The sequence below is a fragment of the Dactylosporangium sp. NPDC051485 genome, assembly GCF_040682015.1.
GTDB lineage: Bacteria > Actinomycetota > Actinomycetes > Mycobacteriales > Micromonosporaceae > Dactylosporangium.
The window spans coordinates 86,185-103,318 of the sequence record NZ_JBFAZW010000013.1 but is presented as its reverse complement, the minus strand read 5'-3'; the positions used below and the strand labels follow the sequence as shown (position 1 = coordinate 103,318).

General features: G+C 71.1%; 15 protein-coding genes and 2 pseudogenes. 8 read left to right on the top strand and 9 right to left on the bottom strand.

Annotated features, from left to right (window positions below; all coding sequences use genetic code 11):
- Window positions 1–52 precede the first annotated feature (52 nt).
- The 4 genes from AB0M46_RS10085 to AB0M46_RS10070 all read left to right on the top strand — a co-directional run bounded on the left by AB0M46_RS10085 (window position 53) and on the right by AB0M46_RS10070 (window position 3,956).
- Window positions 53–1,378 carry a condensation domain-containing protein gene (locus tag AB0M46_RS10085; protein ID WP_363334422.1) on the top strand — a complete coding sequence of 442 codons (1,326 nt, stop codon included), beginning with the start codon at window positions 53–55 and terminating at the stop codon, window positions 1,376–1,378.
- 64 nt (window positions 1,379–1,442) lie between these two features.
- The gene (locus AB0M46_RS10080; RefSeq protein WP_363334420.1) at window positions 1,443–1,952 is read left to right on the top strand and encodes a hypothetical protein; all 510 of its coding nucleotides are present in this window, start codon (window positions 1,443–1,445) and stop codon (window positions 1,950–1,952) included.
- A 92-nt stretch (window positions 1,953–2,044) separates the two neighbouring features.
- Window positions 2,045–2,836 (top strand): methyltransferase domain-containing protein, encoded by a 792-nt coding sequence (locus AB0M46_RS10075; protein ID WP_363334418.1) that lies wholly within the window; start codon window positions 2,045–2,047, stop codon window positions 2,834–2,836.
- A 139-nt stretch (window positions 2,837–2,975) separates the two neighbouring features.
- A complete protein-coding gene (locus AB0M46_RS10070) occupies window positions 2,976–3,956 on the top strand; it encodes an AAA family ATPase (protein WP_363334416.1) in 981 nt (326 codons plus the stop codon).
- 226 nt (window positions 3,957–4,182) lie between these two features.
- On the opposite strand, the gene AB0M46_RS10065 is transcribed toward AB0M46_RS10070, so the two are convergent.
- Window positions 4,183–4,746, bottom strand: a complete 564-nt coding sequence (locus tag AB0M46_RS10065; protein ID WP_363334414.1) for a hypothetical protein — start codon at window positions 4,744–4,746, stop codon at window positions 4,183–4,185.
- Window positions 4,747–4,962: 216 nt separating this feature from the next.
- On the opposite strand from AB0M46_RS10065, the gene AB0M46_RS10060 reads away from it, so the two are divergent.
- The 4 genes and pseudogenes from AB0M46_RS10060 (at window position 4,963) to AB0M46_RS10045 (ending at window position 6,257) form a co-directional block, all read left to right on the top strand.
- Window positions 4,963–5,256, top strand: a complete 294-nt coding sequence (locus AB0M46_RS10060; protein ID WP_363334412.1) for a hypothetical protein — start codon at window positions 4,963–4,965, stop codon at window positions 5,254–5,256.
- Between the two features lie 34 nt (window positions 5,257–5,290).
- Window positions 5,291–5,371: pseudogene (locus AB0M46_RS10055) on the top strand (hypothetical protein); the annotation flags it as partial.
- A gap of 7 nt (window positions 5,372–5,378) precedes the next feature.
- Window positions 5,379–5,507 (top strand): annotated as a pseudogene (locus tag AB0M46_RS10050) (carbohydrate-binding protein); the annotation flags it as partial.
- Window positions 5,508–5,648: 141 nt separating this feature from the next.
- Complete coding sequence (locus tag AB0M46_RS10045) at window positions 5,649–6,257, top strand: hypothetical protein (RefSeq protein ID WP_363334410.1); 609 nt, start codon at window positions 5,649–5,651, stop codon at window positions 6,255–6,257.
- A 1,059-nt stretch (window positions 6,258–7,316) separates the two neighbouring features.
- On the opposite strand, the gene AB0M46_RS10040 is transcribed toward AB0M46_RS10045, so the two are convergent.
- The 8 genes from AB0M46_RS10040 to AB0M46_RS10005 all read right to left on the bottom strand — a co-directional run bounded on the left by AB0M46_RS10040 (window position 7,317) and on the right by AB0M46_RS10005 (window position 17,122).
- Entirely contained in the window at window positions 7,317–8,150 is an 834-nt protein-coding gene (locus tag AB0M46_RS10040; RefSeq protein ID WP_363334409.1) for a class I SAM-dependent methyltransferase, read from the bottom strand.
- Between the two features lie 176 nt (window positions 8,151–8,326).
- Window positions 8,327–9,538: an acyl-CoA dehydrogenase family protein gene (locus tag AB0M46_RS10035; protein ID WP_363334407.1), complete on the bottom strand. Its 1,212-nt coding sequence runs from the start codon at window positions 9,536–9,538 to the stop codon at window positions 8,327–8,329.
- Entirely contained in the window at window positions 9,535–10,737 is a 1,203-nt protein-coding gene (locus tag AB0M46_RS10030) for an acyl-CoA dehydrogenase family protein (RefSeq protein WP_363334405.1), read from the bottom strand. The genes AB0M46_RS10035 and AB0M46_RS10030 overlap by 4 nt, the downstream gene beginning before the upstream one ends.
- Entirely contained in the window at window positions 10,734–12,092 is a 1,359-nt protein-coding gene (locus AB0M46_RS10025; RefSeq protein ID WP_363334403.1) for an NtaA/DmoA family FMN-dependent monooxygenase, read from the bottom strand. Before AB0M46_RS10025 ends, AB0M46_RS10030 begins: the two co-directional genes overlap by 4 nt.
- Window positions 12,089–13,735, bottom strand: a complete 1,647-nt coding sequence (locus AB0M46_RS10020; protein WP_363334401.1) for an ABC transporter ATP-binding protein — start codon at window positions 13,733–13,735, stop codon at window positions 12,089–12,091. The genes AB0M46_RS10025 and AB0M46_RS10020 overlap by 4 nt, the downstream gene beginning before the upstream one ends.
- A gap of 2 nt (window positions 13,736–13,737) precedes the next feature.
- Window positions 13,738–14,553 carry an ABC transporter permease gene (locus tag AB0M46_RS10015; RefSeq protein ID WP_363334399.1) on the bottom strand — a complete coding sequence of 272 codons (816 nt, stop codon included), beginning with the start codon at window positions 14,551–14,553 and terminating at the stop codon, window positions 13,738–13,740.
- Window positions 14,547–15,500 (bottom strand): ABC transporter permease, encoded by a 954-nt coding sequence (locus AB0M46_RS10010; RefSeq protein ID WP_363334397.1) that lies wholly within the window; start codon window positions 15,498–15,500, stop codon window positions 14,547–14,549. Before AB0M46_RS10010 ends, AB0M46_RS10015 begins: the two co-directional genes overlap by 7 nt.
- Window positions 15,500–17,122: an ABC transporter substrate-binding protein gene (locus tag AB0M46_RS10005; RefSeq protein WP_363334396.1), complete on the bottom strand. Its 1,623-nt coding sequence runs from the start codon at window positions 17,120–17,122 to the stop codon at window positions 15,500–15,502. The genes AB0M46_RS10010 and AB0M46_RS10005 overlap by 1 nt, the downstream gene beginning before the upstream one ends.
- Window positions 17,123–17,134: the final 12 nt, after the last annotated feature.

The window sequence follows — 17,134 nt, the reverse complement described above, 5'->3', positions numbered from 1 at the left end:
ATGTCCTGCAATATTCCACCCAAGCGACCTTAGAAAGTGAACAGGAACGAGAATGAACACGACTCGGCGTGGACCGCTGACATGGGCGCAACGCGAGTGGTTCATGGACGTCGGCATCGACGCGGACTCGCCGTGGTCGAACGCCGCGAACTTCACCGGCGGGGTCCACGGCGCCGGCGCATCGGCGGATGTCGTGCTGGCCGCGATCGGTGACCTGCTCGAACGGCACGAGGGGCTGCGGACGCTGCTGCCCACGACCGCCCCCGGCCGTCGCGAGCAGCACGTGCTGCCGACGGCCGAGCGGCTCGGCGACGTGGTGCAGGTCGTGCCGGCCGGCCCGGAAACGGACCAGGCGATCGCGGCGGCCACGGCCACGGCGTTCCGGCTCGGGGAGCAACCGCCGGTGCGCTTCGTGCTGGAGACCGCCGCCGGCGAAGTACACCGCATCGGCATCGTCGTCGACCACTGCGCGGTCGACGGGTGGGGCATGCGGGTGCTGCGCAACGACCTCCTGCAAGCCCTGCGGGCTCGCACGAGCGGACATCCGGCGTTCGACGGCCAGCCCGCGCCGGAGCAGCCCCTGGATACGGCCGAGTGGGAGACGTCCGAACCGGGCCGGGCCTATGCCGAACGTGCCGATGCGTACTGGCGGCGCCAGTTGGGCGCGCTGCGGGACGGGCTGTCCGGCTGGCGCCCGACCAGCGGGACGGCGCCGGCGGACCCGGTGCTGCAGTCCCGGTGGCTCGCCTCGGCGCACGCCGCCCGGGCCGCACAGGCCGTCGCCGCCCGCGCCGGCATACCGGTATCGGCGGTGTACCTGGCCGCGTTCGGCTCGGCGATCAGCCTGGTCGAGGGCTCGCCGTGCGCCGGCATCCGGTCACTCGCCGCGAACCGGCTGTCGGCGGGCACGCAGGCGTCGGTACGCAAGGCGGTCATGCCGGTGCCCGTCCTCGTGCCGGGGACCGGCGACCTGGCCGCGCGGCTGGCAGCCACGGCCAGCAACCAGCTGCACGGCCACCGCTTCGCCAACATCGACCCGGCGCGGGCCGCGGCGATCAGCGCCGAAGTCCTCGGCGAACTGGCTGAGACGGGCGCGGCCGTGGCTCGATTCAACTACATCGACGCGTCCATCGTGGGCAGCGCGGCGAACAGCCGGTCGCTCGGCGCCGAGGCCATCCCGTTCACCGATCCAGCCGTGCAGGACCGGATCACCGAGCAGCCCGACCGGCCCGGCGGGTCGCGGTACATTCTGTCGGTCCAGCACCGGCCGACCGCGGCGCTGATGACGATCGCCTGTCACGCCGACACGGCGTGGGCGCCGGCGGCCGGCGACATGCTCCGCCACGTCGAGGACGTGCTGGTACGCGCGTCCGAGTAGACCCTGTCCTTGCGGCTCGAGCGCCACGGCGCCCCCACGGCGAAGTATCGATGGGGGATACTGCGTGCGCCGGAGACCGTTCGACGTCGTGGAGTGCGCCATCAAAACCCGAGAGCAGTGGATCATCGTGGCCGCCGTCGTGGTGGCCCTCGCCCTGATCGGCGGGGGCTACTGGTACTTCTCGTACCGGCCCGCCGCGCAGCGCAACGACGCTGCGTACGCCGCCCTCGACAGGATCACGCTGCCGGCCGGGTGGCGGGTGACCGACACGCTGAAGGACGAGTATTCCTCCGGAGATCCGCACTGGACGCGCTTCTACATCGCGCCGGACCTGCAGGGGCCGGCGGCGCTCAGTGCCCTCTCCGAACGGTTCCAGCTGGTCGGCGCGCTGCCCGGGAAGAATCGCTGCAACGGGAGTCCGAACTGCGTCAGCCTGGTCTACCCGCCCAAGTACCGGATGACCATCGACGCCGACGACCGGAACCTCGCCCACGAGAGCACCTGCCCCGAGGTGTCCTCATGCACCCAGCTGATGCTCAGCCTGGAGGAGTGGCAGCCGGGCGACCCCGACTGAGGCGGACTACCGTCGGCTGGACCCGGCCGCTTTTCACAGCACCGTCACAAGACCATCACCACATCAGGCCGCCACTGTGGTTCCCTGCACCTATGACCCTGTCGAGCACCACGCCCGAAGCCGCGGACGAGATCGCGTACCTCGACCAGGCCGCCGCCAGCGACGCCGGCCGCCAGTACAAGCGCAACCTCCTCGCGGCACTGGACCTGCGGCCGGGCAACGCGGTGCTCGACGTCGGATGCGGACCGGGAACCGACCTCCCGTCGCTGGCCAGCGCCGTCGGCGACGCCGGCACCGTCATCGGCGTCGACCGCGACCCCGTGATGGTCGAGCGAGCCCAGCAACGTACCGCGGCACATTCCCGCGTGGAGGTCCGGGCGGGCGACGCGCACGCATTGCCCCTCGGAGACGCCAGCATCGACCGAGCCCGCGCCGACCGTGTGTTCCAGCACCTGGCCGACCCGGCGCAGGCACTGGCCGAGCTGCGGCGGGTCGTCCGCCCCGGCGGCCTGGTCGCGCTGGCTGATCCGGACTGGGACACCCTCGTCATCGACGACACGGACACCGCAACCAGCCGGGCCTACACCCGCTACATCACCAGCAGCGTCGTGCGGAACGCGGCCATCGGCCGGCAGCTTGCCCGGCTCCTCGACGACGCCGGGTTCGAGATCGCCTCCGTCGACGCCAGCGTCGTCCTGTTCCGCGACTACCACAGCGCGGAAGCCATCCTGCGGATGCCGTCGGTCGCCCAGCGCGCCTGGCAGGCCGGCGCCCTCGACGAACAAGCCGCACGAGCCTGGCTTCTCCGGCTGACCGACGGCCCCTTCCTGGCCGCGGTCACGTTCTTCACCGCCATCGGCCGCGCTCCTGCCACGGACGGCTAACGCGCCGCGCGCCCGGCCGCACGCTGGGCGTTCTTGCGTCGAAAGACCCATTGGAGTGGCGTCCGCGCCCGCCGGGCAAGATCGCTTGCGGCGGGCTTCCGGCCGCCGCGAGGTAGTATGTTGCCGCGTCGGGGGTGCCATGGCGAAGACGGTGCTGCGGGGCCGTTCCGCGGCGATAGCCACCGCGCTCGCGGCGCTGCGGCGCGCGCGGGCCTCGGGCAGCGGCTCCACGCTGGTGTTCGAGGGCGAGCCGGGGATCGGCAAGTCGGCCGTCCTCGCCGCCGTCGTCGACCACGCCGTGGCGATGGGCTTCGCGTGCGCGGTGAGCAAGGCCGACCAGATCACCGGCATCTCCCCGGCCGCGCCGCTGCTGCTGGCGTTGCGGTCCGGCCCGCGCCCGATCGCCACGGCCGAGGGGATCGCCGCGCTGGCCCGGCAGGCGACCGCCGAGCCGATCCTGCTGCTGGAGGACGTGACCGCGCTGTTGCAGCGACGGGCGGACGAGGGGGCGCTGCTGATCGCCGTCGACGATGTGCAATGGGCCGATCCGGTGAGCCGGCTGGTGCTGCGGTCGCTGCCGGCCCGCCTGGCGCGCTCGCCCGTCGTCTGGATGTTCGCGAGCCGGCACGTCGAGCACGGCCTGGTCGAGGACCTGATGCGGCCCGGTTGGCCGGACCCGCCGGTCGAGGTGATCGAGCTCGGCCCGCTGGACTCCGCCGACATCGTCGCCATGGCCCAGGACCGGCTCAACCGTGAACCGTCACCCGAGCTCGTCGGCCTGCTCGAGCGCGTCGGCGGCAACCCGTTCTTCGCGACCCAGATCCTCGACGGTGTGGTTGCCTCCCCGTCCGGCGACGACGACCGTATCGACCTGCCGACCGGGTTCGTCCTCGGCGTACGCCGGCGCCTCGCCGAGCTCGGCGAGCTCCCGACGCGCGTGCTGCGCGCCACCGCCGTCTTCGGCCGGCCGCTGGCGGTCGAGGACATGACCGCGCTGCTGGCCGACCAGCCGGCCGCGGCGGTCGCGGCGGCGCTGGACGTTCAACAAGCTCGGCGTGCGCTCACGCGTCCAGCTGAGCAACATCGTGCGCGCCGAGGACACCCACTGATCATCGCCTGAGGCGCCCAAGCGTCCTACTTTGCTTACCGGAGCCCTCTTGACGGGTGGCCGTGAGAGCGCGAACACTCGGCATCGCGCGATTCGGCGGCCGCGTTCTCCATTACTTGTGCCTCGGCCCACGCGACTGTGTTTCGGCCGGTGTGGCTGGCGATGAAGTGGGCGATCCGGGTTGGTCGGCGCGGCCAGGGCCAGATCGGCCGCCGCGCCGTACGAGCATTTTGGCCGGTTAGTCATAGACGGTCCCGGCCGTCGCCACGCCGGAGAAGGCGATCGTTCGGGCTCCTATCCGGACGTGGCTGTCGTCGGCGAAGCCGACCTGGACGCCTGTTACGCAGGCCACGTCGACCCGGCTCTCGCGCACGAGGTGGCCGGTGGTGCGCAGCCGGTAACAGGTTTCGTAGCCCGAGCCATACACTGACCGGGCGTACAGCGCGTGCCGGCCGTCGGCCGCGACCGCCACACGATACGACGGGGAGTCTTCGTCGAAGCCTGTCTCGAAGACGTTGGCGGCGGCAGCCGCTACAAGGGCGAGCAGCGCGAGCACCCCAGCGGACACGGCCAGCACCCGCGCCGCAGTGCGCCCGTCCAACACCCGCCAGGTCGCCGCGGCGAGCAGCACCAGCCCGGCGGCGAAGAGCAGCACCGCCCGGGACGGCCGCTCCACCGGCGCGAGCGCGACCACGTGCCACGGCCCGGCGTGCGCCTGGAGCTGCACGGCAAGGTCGAGCGCCAGCATGCCGACGCCGGCCGCGAGCGCCACGGCGGCCGGGATGCTCCGATCAGCCTTCACGATGTATATGGTCGGTCGACCCGCAGCCACCGTCGACCCCGACCGGCGAATCTTCACAACCGAGGCGTTGTCGAGTATCGGCAAGACGGGGCGTTTCAGGCGCGATCGCGCGACATGTGCGTGGGCTTGCCGGCCGCCGTAGCGCCTGTCACGCCGGATCGTAGAGGAGGCCGGGCCGGACGCACGCGCCATCGGCATCGAGGTCTTTTTCGGATCTTGGCCGGCTGCCCGCGACCGCTGCTGCGGGCGGGCGGTTACGAAGACCTCGGCGTGGCGCTGCTCGAGCGGGACGGACGGGACGAGGCTGCGGTCCTGCTCGACCGCGCGTGGGAGATCTACCACGACATCGGCGCGACCGGGCCGCTGCTGGCGTTGCAGGACACCATGCGCAAGGCCGGGTTCCATCGTGCCCGCTGGGCGCCAGCGGCCGCGCGGCCCGCGAACGGCTGGGGGTCGCTGACCCCGGCCGAGGTCCGGGTGGCGCGGCTGATCTCGGCCCGCGAGCACTGAGCTCGGCGTCTCCGTCAACACCGTCGCCACCCACCTCCGGTCGGCGTTCAGCAAACTCGGCGTGCGCTCACGCGTCCAGCTGAGCAACATCGTGCGCGCCGAGGACACCCACTGATCATCGCCTGAGGCGCCCACCGACCGGCACCCTGCTCGGATCGGCCACCATCCCGGCGACCGGCGGCTGGCAGACGTACACCGACGTCACCGTCAACCTGTCCAACCCACCCAACGGCAGCGGCAAGCTGTACTTCGTCGCCCGCAACCGGCCGGCACCTCCGGCTACCTGTTCAACGTCAACTGGTGGCGCCCCGACGTCTGCCGGGTCGGTGAGCAATCGACACATGCTGTGCTCTACTGCCGGTATGAAGCGGCGGGCGGGTCTGATTCTATGCGTGGCAATTCTCCTCGCCGGAACTGCTGGCGTGGGCGGCTGGCGCTGGTGGCACAATCGGCCGCCGTATGGCCCCGATGCGCTGAACGCCCAAGCGACGCTTCGACTCGTTGACCAGGCAACGGCAAACGCCGCACTCAAACCGGTCAACGCGGTAGTGGCGTATGTCGGCGACCAGATCTTCCTCGGCCGGGTCACCTGGACCCGGCCGCCAAACCCGCAGAAGAGCAGTTCCTTTCGCATCGTTCTGCTGGACAAGCGTAGTCATCTCATGCCTGGCTACATCGCGGTGACCTCGGCCCGGCCCGACGAGGTCGCCGCAGGCGCGGACAGATCGCTCGACATCGCCCAGAAGCGCTACCCGTGGCTGCGAGGCATCGGCCTGCGAAAGATCAACGGGTCGTTCTGGGACTCGGGCTGCGCCATCTCCGTGCGGTCGGCAGACGCATCACCGGTGACGTTCCAGACTGTGCTCCGCGCCGGGCGCCCGGGAACACCGCCCGAGCAAATGGCGCCTACGGCGCCCGCGGCGGTGGAAGACCTGTTGATTGCCCTGATCAGCGTCGGTCCCGACGGCCAGGTCTATTGGGCGCAACGGCTTCTGCACTGACGAACACCGGTCAGCGTCGGACGTTCGGCCTGGTGACCGTATTTGCCGCTGACTTGGAGCGCAGGCCGTCGGCCGCGCTCGTTACTGGTCGTACTGTCGGCTGGGGCCGTTGGGTTCGGTGCCGTGCTGCGGCTCTTTCCCGCCCTGCCGGTTGGTCAAGTCGCGCTTTCTACCGATTGATAGCCGCCGTTGGTGCGCGGCGGCTGGCCAGTGCTCGTCACAGATGGTGACTGGCTCGGCGAGGCAGAGGCACCCTGTCCTGCCGATGAACGTGTATTCACTGCAATGCTCCGCCGGTGGCGCGTTGGGATGGTGCTCGACCTTTCGCAGGCTTCGGCGGATTTGGCAGCCGGCCGGATGTGGCAGATGTAAGAACCGGCTGCAATATGTTGCCGGTGAGCGCGGATGGCGGCCGGTTGTTCGACGCGTTGCCGCACCGGCGGGCCGGCGTGACGGCGGCGGTGGTGTTGGTGCGCGACGGCCCGCACGGGCGTGCCCGGACGCTGCGGCGCCGCCGTTCCGGTCCGGCGGCGCGGGATCGGTGTGGTCGGCGATGACCCGGTCGGCGTGGTGTTCAGCCTGTTCAGGCGGGACCGGCGCGGGGGCCGGGTCGGGCTGCCGATCGTCGGCCGCGGTCACCGGCGGGACGCCACCATGGATGCGGCGTAGCTTCTGGGCGTGCCGTTGCGCAAGGCCCCACGCTCGATGCCGCTCATGTTCCCGACGGAACTGCTCCGTTGCCGGACAATACCGCCGGGACCTGGTGCGGTCACGCATGGCAGCCAATTCCGTGCGACTGAAGAATGACAGCTGCCCCATGTCATTGATTATCCCCGACCTCGCCCAGAATCACCGCCCCGGACGGTAACGACAACGTCAAATGGTGCACGCTCATGCCCCGATCCGATGAACGTTGCGGATGATCAAGGCGGCAGGTGCGGCCCGCAAAGTAGATCCGAGCGACCGCGAGCCGGGCTATCCGGAGTTACCTTGCGGAATCGGAGGATCTTGGTGTGGTCCCCGATCCGACTCTTGCTTCGCTCGTGATTCGCAACTGGCTCAGTCGTCCGGGCCGGTAGCCGGCGGTGGTACCTCGACGACGAAGAACAGGAAGGCGGGCTTGGTCGAAAGGTCGTGGAAGTCGTTGGGGAACAGCTCGCGGGTGGCCGGGCTGGGCTGCGGCTCGCTGATGACGGCAAGGCGGAAACCGGCGGTGGTGAAGGCATCGGTCATCGCGTGCAATGGCTTGCGCCAGAACCTCATCGGGGCGGACTGCCCGTTGAGCGTCCAGGTGAAGGTGTAGCTGGTGGTCGCAAAGTAGTCGGGCCGAGGGTCCTGGATCGTGTAGGCCACGAAAGGGTGGTCCACCGACGCGATCAGCCGGCCGCCGGGCCGGAGTACTCGCCGTAACTCGGCCAGCGTCGGTCCCCAGTCCTCCAGGTAGTGCAGCACGAGCGACGCGATCACGTCGTCGAACGCGCCGTCGGCGAACGGCAGCGGGTCTCTCAGGTCGGCCACGTGCAGGGCTACGTCGTCACCGAGCCGCCGCCTTGCCAGCGCCAGCATCCCGGCGCTGGCGTCGATGCCGGTGACGACCGCGCCGCGGTCACGTAGTGCGGCGGACAGGGGGCCCGAGCCGCAACCGGCGTCCAGGATCCGGCGGCCGGCCACGTCCCCGGCGAGGGCCAATATCGCGGGTCGCTCGTAGTATGCGTTCGCGAGGCTGTGCTCGTTCTCAGCCGAATACGCCTCAGCGAAACTGTCGTAGTCATTCACCTGATCCCGACCTGCAGGCTGGGCGACACTCTCGGGCACGTCGGCTGCGCGTTCCATCGTCGCAGCGTAGTAGCCAGCCACATGAGATGGCCGGGATCTACGGCGCGACGTTGTCATCGTGACGATGCAACCGCGCTGTTGTCCGGACCTGGGTGGAGCACGGCTCGGCACCGATGCGCAGTGCCGAGCCGTGCACGATCAGCGCGGTCGACGTCGTTGCTGCCCGATGGGCAGCAGGCCGGGCCGGGACCGTACGACACCGGCCCGGCGGCGCCGAAAGCTCGGGGGTTGGTCTACCGGTAGCCCGACGGTGCCGGACGGGTGCCGTTGACGAAGTATCCGCCCAGTTCGTGCTGCTTGTAGGCGACCGGGTCGTGAAGGCTGAGGGTGCGCTGGTTGCGCCAGAACCGGTCGAGGCCGTGGGCGGCGGAGGTCGCGCGGGCGCCGGTCAGGTCGAACAGGCCCGAGGTGACGGCCAGCCCCACGTCGATCGCGTTGACGCGGGCGGCGGCGATGAGCTCCGCGACGGCCGCTCGCTGGTCGGCGTTCACCTGGTCGCCGAGGGCGTAGAGCCTGGTGAGTGCGGCGTCCGCGCGTTCGGTGAGCGCGGAGACGGCCTGGACGCGGGCGAGGTGGTTGCCGTACGACTGGAGGATGAAGGGCTCGTCGTTGGCCTGCTCGACCAGTGAGTGGAACCAGGGGCGGGTGTGTTGGCGGGTGTAGTCGGCCGCTTCCAGCAGGGCCCCTTCGGCGGTGCCGAGGTGCAGGACGCTGAAGATCAGCTGGAAGTTGAGCACGGCCAGTGACCATATCGGGGCCGGCGGTTGATCGAGCGGGCCGAACGCGGCCAGGTGCGCGGGGACCGGCACGTCGTTGAGCGTTACCGAGCGGCTGGCGGTCAGGCGCTGGCCGAGCACGTCCCAGGTTCCGGTGAAGGCGAGCCCGGGGGCTCGGGGGTCGAGGGCGACGATGTGCAGGTCGCCGGTGTCGCGGTGCAGGGCTCTGGTGAACAGGCGGTCGCAGACCGGCCCGCCGGTGGCGAACCCGGACTCGCCGGTGACGACGTGGCCACCGTCGATCGGGATCAGCTTTGGCAGGCCGAGCCGGGACGTGCCCGGGCTGGCCCACAGCCACCGCTTCGCGGCCGTCTGGCGCAGCTCGTCGCGGGCGGCGTCGGTGCCGAACGACTCGACGATCCTGAGCCATCCGTAGTGGTAGGCGAGGATGTGCGCGATCGAGGTGTCGGCACGGGCGATGATCCGGGCTACCTGCAGTGCTGCCCGCCAGGGCGCACCGTGGCCGCCGAACGCGTGCGGGACGGTGAGTTCGAGCAGCCCGTGCTCGCGCAGCAGCGCGATCTCCGCGACGGGCTCGGCGTTGGCGCGGTCGCGGTCCACCACGTCCTTGCGAAGGATGCCGGCGACCTCGACGGCGACCGCGGTCCAGCGGTCCACCTCGGGGTCGTCCGGTGCGGTGGGGTCGGCAATCAGGTCGATGCTGGTCACGGCTTCACTCCAACGGTCCATGAATAGCTTGGGGCGGCGTCGTTGAGCAGGTGGTCGCCGACGGCGCGTTCCTTGTAGATGACCGGGTTGTGCACGGCGAGGGTGCGGGCGTTGCGCCAATGCCGGTCGAGGGCCTCCGTGCGGCGAACCACCGATGCGCCGCCGGTTTCGAACAGGAGGTTCGCCGCACGCAGGACGGTGTCGGCGACGGTGATGTAGGCCCGCGAGGTGGTGACCTCGGCGTCGTCGTAGGCGGTCTGCGGCACCTCGCCGTGGGCACGGAGCCGGTTGACGTGCTCCAGGCGGCCGACCGCGGCGAGCGTGGTGGCCTCGGCGGCGAATGACAGCCCCGACAACCGTCCGATGACCTGCTGGACGAGCGGGTCGCCGGCCGGGGTGTCGCCGCTGCCGTGGCTGAACACGCGCTGCCGTGCGCGGACGTAGGCGGTGGCGTCGGTGACGATCGCGCGGGCGATGCCGCTGAGGGTGGCGAGGTGGACGAGCTGATAGAACGCGATCATGTAGTTGGGGCCGCGGTCGGCGTACCAGAAAACGTCCTCCGGCTGCGTCGTGACCCCGTTCAGCAGGGTGGTGCCGGATGCGGTGAGCCGCTGGCCGAACCCGTCCCAGTCGTCGATCCGGCTCAGGCCGGGGTCGTCGGCGCGCACCATCGCGAAGCCTTGGCCCTCTTCGCCGCGGCTGGCGAGGACCGCGATCCAGTCGGCGTAGAGGCTGCCGGTGCTGTAGTGCTTGGCTCCGGTGATGCGCCAGCCGTCGGCGTGCTCGTCGTCGATCGTGGTGGCCACGGCGCCGACCGCGCCGTGGCCGGTCTCCGTCACGGCGTTGCCGATGATGGCTCCCGCGCCGATCCGGCGCAGCCAGCGCTCCCGACGGGCGGGATCGGGGTCGTGCAGGCGCTCCTCGGCGATGCCGAAGTGCGCGCGCAGGATCTGTGGCAGGTTGGAGTCGGCCTCGCCGAGTTCGATGAGCAGCCGGAACAGGTCGGTGATCGATGCGCCGGAGCCGCCGTACTCCGCCGGGACGCGCACCGCGCCGAACCCGGCATCGCGCAGCAGCGTGACGGCCTCGTGGGCGAGCGTGCGGTTCAGCTCGCGCGCGACCGCCCCCTCGGCGATCCTGGCGAAGACCGGCCTGAAGCGGCTGGCGAGCAGCTCGTAGGTCTCGTCCGGGCGGGTCACAGGTCCTCCTTGAAGGCACCGCGGTAGCGGGCTGCCGGGTGTCGTTCGTTGATCAGGTCGTGCCCGAACAGCTTGCGGCGCAGCGTGCCGGGCGAATAGTCGTGCCGGGCGAGGCCCCGTTCGCGCAGGACGGGCAGGACGTGGTCGATGAAGTCGGTGTAGGAGTCCGGGATACGCCAGTTGACGACGTTGATCCCGTCGACGCCGGCGGCCTGCCACTCCTGCAGGGCGTCCGCGATCTGCTCGGGTGTGCCGACGATCCGCGCGCGACGGGACAGCAGCGTCGCGAGGTCGCCGACGACCGGGACCCGGTCGGTGACGCTGCGCCGCAGCCATTCGAGGATGCCCTGGCTTCCCTCCGTCTGGACCTCGGACAGGGGCGTGTCCGGCGGATACACGGTGCCGTCGGCCCGGACGCCGAAGTTCATGTGCGCCAGGTACCCCTCGGCGCTGGCGTACTGCTCGAGCTCGCGCTCGTTGCGGCGTGCCTCCTCCTCGGTACTGCCGATGACGAACGAGATCGCCTGGAAGAACTTCAGGTCGTCCGGGTGCCGGCCCGCCGCCACCGCGAGCCGGCGTGTCTCGACGATGCCCTCGGCGGCGACCTGCGGCGAGGGCGCGGCGATGAAGACCGCTTCGGCGTGGGCGGCGGCGAATGCCCGCCCGGCCGGGGAGGCCCCGGCCTGGAACAGCAACGGGGTCCGCTGCGGTGAGGGCGAGGGCAGGTGGGGGCCCTCGACGCAGTAGCGCGGCCCGCGATGCCGGATCTTATGAATCTTGGAGTGGTCGGCGAACACACCGCGGTCGCGGTCGCGCAGGAGGGCGCCCTCGTCCCAGGAGCCCTCCCACAGCTTGTAGACGACGTCGACGTACTCCGCCGCCCATGCGTACCGCTCGTCGTGCGGGGTGAGCCGGGGCAGCCCGAAGTTGCGGGCGGCGTTTTCCTGCGTGCTGGTGACGATGTTCCACGCCACGCGTCCACGGGAGATGTGGTCGAGGGTGGAGATCTGCCGGGCGAACGTGAACGGCGGCGTCTGCAGGACGCTGCTGGTGTACGCCAGGCCGAGGTGCTCGGTGTTGACCGACAGCGCCGAGAGCAGGACCGCCGGGTCGTTGCTGGGGATCTGCAGTCCCTCCCGCGGGTAGACCTCGTAGTCGGCGTCAGCGGGGCCGTACAGTCCGGACACGTCGGCGAAGAAGATCGCGTCGAAGCGGCCGGCCTCCAGCCGGCGGGCGAGGTCGATCCAGACCGTGACGTCGTTGAAGTCGGCCTGCCGGGCGGCGGGATGCCGCCATTGCCCATGCTGGATGTGCGAGCCGGTATTCATGACGAAGGCGTTGAAGAGCAGGGTCATGGCAGGAGTTCCTTTCGGGCGCTGGCGCCGGCCAGCCGCGGTGCTGCCGCCAGCAGGCGCCGCGTGTACGGGTGGCTGGGCGCGGTGAGGACCTGCTCGGTCGGGCCCGCCTCGACGATCCGGCCGTTGGTCATGACCGCGACGTCGTCGCTGACGTGCCGCACGACGCCGAGGTCGTGGGAGATGAACAGGTAGCCGAGCCCGAACTCGCGCTGCAGGTCATCGAGCAGGTCCAGGATCTGTGCCTGCACCAGGACGTCCAGGGCCGACACCGGCTCGTCGCAGATGAGGACGTCGGGTCGCGGCGCGAGCGCGCGGGCGATGGCGACCCGCTGGCGTTGGCCGCCCGACAGCCGCGCCGGCCGGCGCCCGGCCGTTGCCGCGGGGAGGCCGACCGCGTCGAGCAGACCCATGATCTCCTTGCGGTAGCCGGCCGGGCGGGTGCTGTGGCCGAGGCTGGCGGCGTCCGCGAGGATCTCCTCGACGGTCATCCTCGGGTCGAACGAGCCGAGGGGGTCCTGGTAGATCGCCCCGATCCGGGGGCGGATGGGCCGGCGCCGGGACTCGGGGAGCGTGCTCCAGGGCTGCCCATCGAGCCGCACCTCACCCGTGTCGGGCCGGGTCAGCCCGAGCACGATGCGCGCGGTGGTGGTCTTGCCCGACCCGGACTCGCCCACCAGGCCGAGCGTGCGGCCGCGGTGCAGCGTGAAGGAGACGTCGTCCACGGCAAGGTGGTGGGAACCGTCGGGCAGTGCGTAGCGCTTGGTCAGCGCCGCCGCGCTCAGCAGTGCCACGTCGTTGAGGGGGCGCGGGACGGCGTCCGCCGGCGGTCCGGGGCGATCCGAGAGTCTCGTGCCCCGCGGCCGGTCGGCCGGCACGGCGGCGAGCAGCTGCCGGGTGTACGGGTGGGTCGGGGTCGCCAGCACGTCCCGGGCCGGACCGTGTTCGACGATCGCACCGTCTCGCATGACCGCGACGGTGTCGGCGACGCGGCCGATGACGGCCAGATCGTGGCTGATCAGCAGCAGGCCGGTGCCGGCCTGCTTCAGGCCCAGCAACAGCTGCAGGATCTGGTCCTGGACGGTCGTGTCCAGCGCTGTCGTCGGCTCGTCGGCGATGAGCACGGGCGGGTTCAGGGCGATCGCCGAGGCGATGAGCGCGCGCTGGCGCAGCCCGCCGGACAGTTCGTCGGCGCGCTGCGCGGCGCGCCGCTGCGGCTGCGGTACCCCGGCCGCGGCGAGCAGTTCCCAGACGCGTTGCCGCCGGCGGCGGGCCGGTATGCCACGCAACGCCGCGGCGATCTCCCGGCCGACCGGCCGGAGCGGGTCGAGCGCGACCAGAGCGTCCTGCAGGACGAGGCCGACATCGCGTCCCCGCATCGCCCGCAGCGCCCGCCCGGACAGGCGCAGGACGTCCTGGCCCAGCACGTGCAGCCGCTGCGCCCGGACCCGGGATCGAGGCCCGGCCAGGCCGAGCAGCGCCCGGGCCGTCACGCTCTTGCCCGATCCGGACTCGCCCACGAGGGCCAGGCACTGCCCGCGCTGGAGCGTGAACGACACGCCGGACACGACGTCGGCGTCGGCGAAGCCGATCCGCAGGTCGCGCACGTCGAGGACCGTCTCGGGGGTGGTCGACTGTGGCATGGTCACCGTTCCCTGTTGCGCTGCTGCAGCGTGCGGCCGAGGAGGGTCAGCGTCACGGCGGTGAACACGATGAACGCCCCGGGGAAGACCGTCAGCCACCATGCGTTGGTGAGGTAGGGCCGGCCGGCCGCGAGCATCGCGCCCCATTCGGTGTTCGGCGGCACCACACCGAGGCCGAGAAAGCTCAGCGAGCAGGCCCACACGACCGCCTGGCCGACGCCGAGCGTGGCGAGGGCGAACAGCCGGGCGGTCACGTTCGGCAGGATGTGCCGGCGCAGCACGACGCCGCGGCTGCGGCCGAGGACGACCGCGGCCTCCACGTAGCCGGAGGCCCGGGCGCTGATGATCTGGCTGCGCACGATCCGGGCGTAGCCCGGGGCAACCGCGATGCCGACGGCCGCCGCCGACGGGACCACGCCGGCGCCGAGGACGGCGATCGCCAGCAGCGCCACGAGGAGGACCGGCACGGAGAACAGCACCTCGAGCAGGCGTCCAACCGCGTAGTCCGCCAGGCGTCCGCCCAGTCCCGACAGTGTGCCCAGCGCGGCGGCCAGGCCCAGCCCGATCGCCATCGCGGCGATCCCGATGAGCACCGAGGACTGGGTGCCGTGCACGACCCGGCTGAACGTGTCGCGCCCGGACTCGTCCGTGCCGAACCAGTGCAGCGTCGACGGTGCCTGGAAGGCCGCCGAGGGCTCGATCTCGTACGGATCCCGGCGCGCGACGAGGCCGGGTGCGGCGGCCGCGATGAGCAGGACGAACAGCAGCACGACACCGAACACGTCGGCCAGGCGTACCGCGCGCAGGCGGCCTACCACGCCGGCGCTCCAGCACGCTGCCCGGAGGCGGAGCGCAACCGGGGGTCCGCGAGCCGATCGGCGGCCTCGGTGACCACGGTCAGGACCAGGTACACCGTGGCGACGACGAGGACCACCCCGGTGATGACCGGAGCGTCACCCGCCAGGACGGCGCTGAGCAGCGTGCGCCCCAGTCCGGGCCGGGCGAAGAGCGCCTCCACCACCACCGCCCCGCTGATCAGCGAGCCGAACGCCCAGCCGGACAGGCTGATGGCGGGCAGCGCCGCGTGCCGCAGCGCGTGCACGAGGCGGACCCGGGTCTCGGACTCCCCGCGGGCCCGCGCCGACAGGGTGAACGGGGCATCGAGGGCGGCCAGGAACGACTCGCGCATCAGCTGCCCGAGGAACCCGGCCAGCGGCAGGGCGAGACTGAGCACGGGCAGGACCAGGCCGGCGACGCCCGGCGTGCTGATCGGTGGCAGCCAGCCGAGGCCGACGCTGAACACCAGGATGAGCATGCTGCCGAGCCAGAAGTGGGGGACCGCGACCGCGGTGATCTCCAGCAGCGACGCGAGTGCGGCGCCGATCCGGCTCTCGCGGGTGGCGGCCACCGCGACCACCACCGCGACCGCCCAGGCGACGACGAGGGACAGGCCGGCCAGCGTGAGCGTTGCGCCGATCGTCTGGCCGACGAGGGTCGTCACCGGGGTCTTCAACGCGTAGGAGACGCCGAGATCGCCCTGCGCCAGGTGGCGCAGCTCGTCGAGGTAGCGGACCCACAACGGCCGGTCGAAGCCGTACTGAGCGCGGATCTGTGCCAGCTGCGCCGCGGTGGAGCGCGAGCCGGGCCCGCCGAGGACCGCCTCGGCGGGATCACCCGGGATCGCCTGCGTCCCGAAGAACGTCAGCGTGACGACCGCCCACAGCACGAACACGGCGCCGAGGACCCGCAAGGCGAGGCGTGACATCAGGCGATCCACACGTCGTAGAGGTCCGGCATGGCCAGGGACGGCTGCAGCCGCAGGCCCCTGACCTTCGTCTGGTGGGCCAGACGGGTCTGCTGGTCGTAGATCGGCAGGGTGTAGGAGCCGGCGCCGAGGAGTTCCTGGGCCTGCTGGTAGAGACTGCCGCGGCGGGCGTCGTCGCTGGTCTGGCTCGCCTCCTCCAGCAGCCGGTCCAGGTCGGCGCTCTTCAGGTGCACCGTGTTGGCGTGGTAGGAGCCCGGCGTGGACTCGGCGAGGGCGGCTGTGGTGTACGTGATGCGCAGGACGTCGGGCGAGTTCTTGGTGTAGTAGACCGGGATGGCGTCATAGGCCCAGGTGTTGTTGGCGATCCACCACTTGGCGGTCTCCAGCGGCTGCAGCTTCACCTCGAATCCGGTCTTCTTCGCCGTTGCCTGCAGCTGTTCGTAGAAGCCGTTCTCCAGCGGGATGAACCTGCTGTAGGGCAGTACCACGCTGAGGCGCTTGCCGTCGCGAACCCGGTAGCCGTCGGCGTCGCGGCCGGCCCAGCCCGCCTGGTCCAGCAGCGCTGCGGCGGCGGCCGGATCGTAGGCGTGCCGCGGGGCCGGGACGTTGAACCTGGTCGCCGAGCTCAGCAATGAGGTGGACTGCGGTACGGTGCCGAGGTAGACGCTGCGCAGGGCACCGGCGACGTCGATGGAGGCGAAGAAAGCCTGCCGCACCCGGATGTCGTCGAACGGCGCCCGCCCGGTGTTGAGTTCGAGTTCGACCGGCTCGCCGGGCCGGGGCGCGATCAGGGTCCGCAGCGTGGGGTTGCCTTTGGCCGCGACGGCGTTCTGCGGTTCGACGACGTCGATGACGTGCACCTGGCCGCTTTGCAGCGCGGCGAACCGGGAGGTGCCGTCCGGCACGAAGCGCCACACGATCTTGTCGAGGTAGGCGGGGCCGGTGTGTGCCACGTCGGGCGGCGGGGTCGTGAAGAAGGGGTTGCGCACCAGCGTCACCGAGTCCTGCTTGGTCCAGGATTCGACCATGTACGGCCCGGTGCCGACCGGGTGGAGACAGTTGGTGTCCAGGCCCCGAGCGAATGCGGTGGGCGACTCGATCGGCAGCCACACCTGGGCAAGCGACTCCAGCAGTGCCCCATCCGGCTGTTTGAGATCGACACGCACGGTGTGCGGGCCGGTCACCTCGACACTCGCGACCTTCGCCAAGGCGAGCCGTCCGGTGTTGGAGAGGGTCTGCGGCGATGCGATGCGGTCGAGGTTGGCCTTGACCGCATCGGCGTCCAGCGCAGTGCCGTCAGAGAATTTGACATTCTCACGGATCTCGATGGTCCAGCTGAGGCCATCGGCGGCCTGCTTCCAGCTGGTCGCCAGCCACGGAAGGATCTCACCGGAGCTGTTCTGGTAGAACAGCGTCTGGAGATGCTGGGTGCCCAGCAGCGCCTGGGCGACGTTGCCGCCCTTCTGCGGATCGAGGCAGGTGGGCTCGTCGTCACCGGTTGCGTAGACCAGAGTGCCGCCCTGTCGCGGCTGGTCGCCGGCGTCGGCGGCGGTACCGCCGCATGCGCTCAGCGTCAGCGAGCCGAGCAGCAGGGCGCAGACCGCGTAGCGGTGTCGGTTCACAGTGGGATTCCT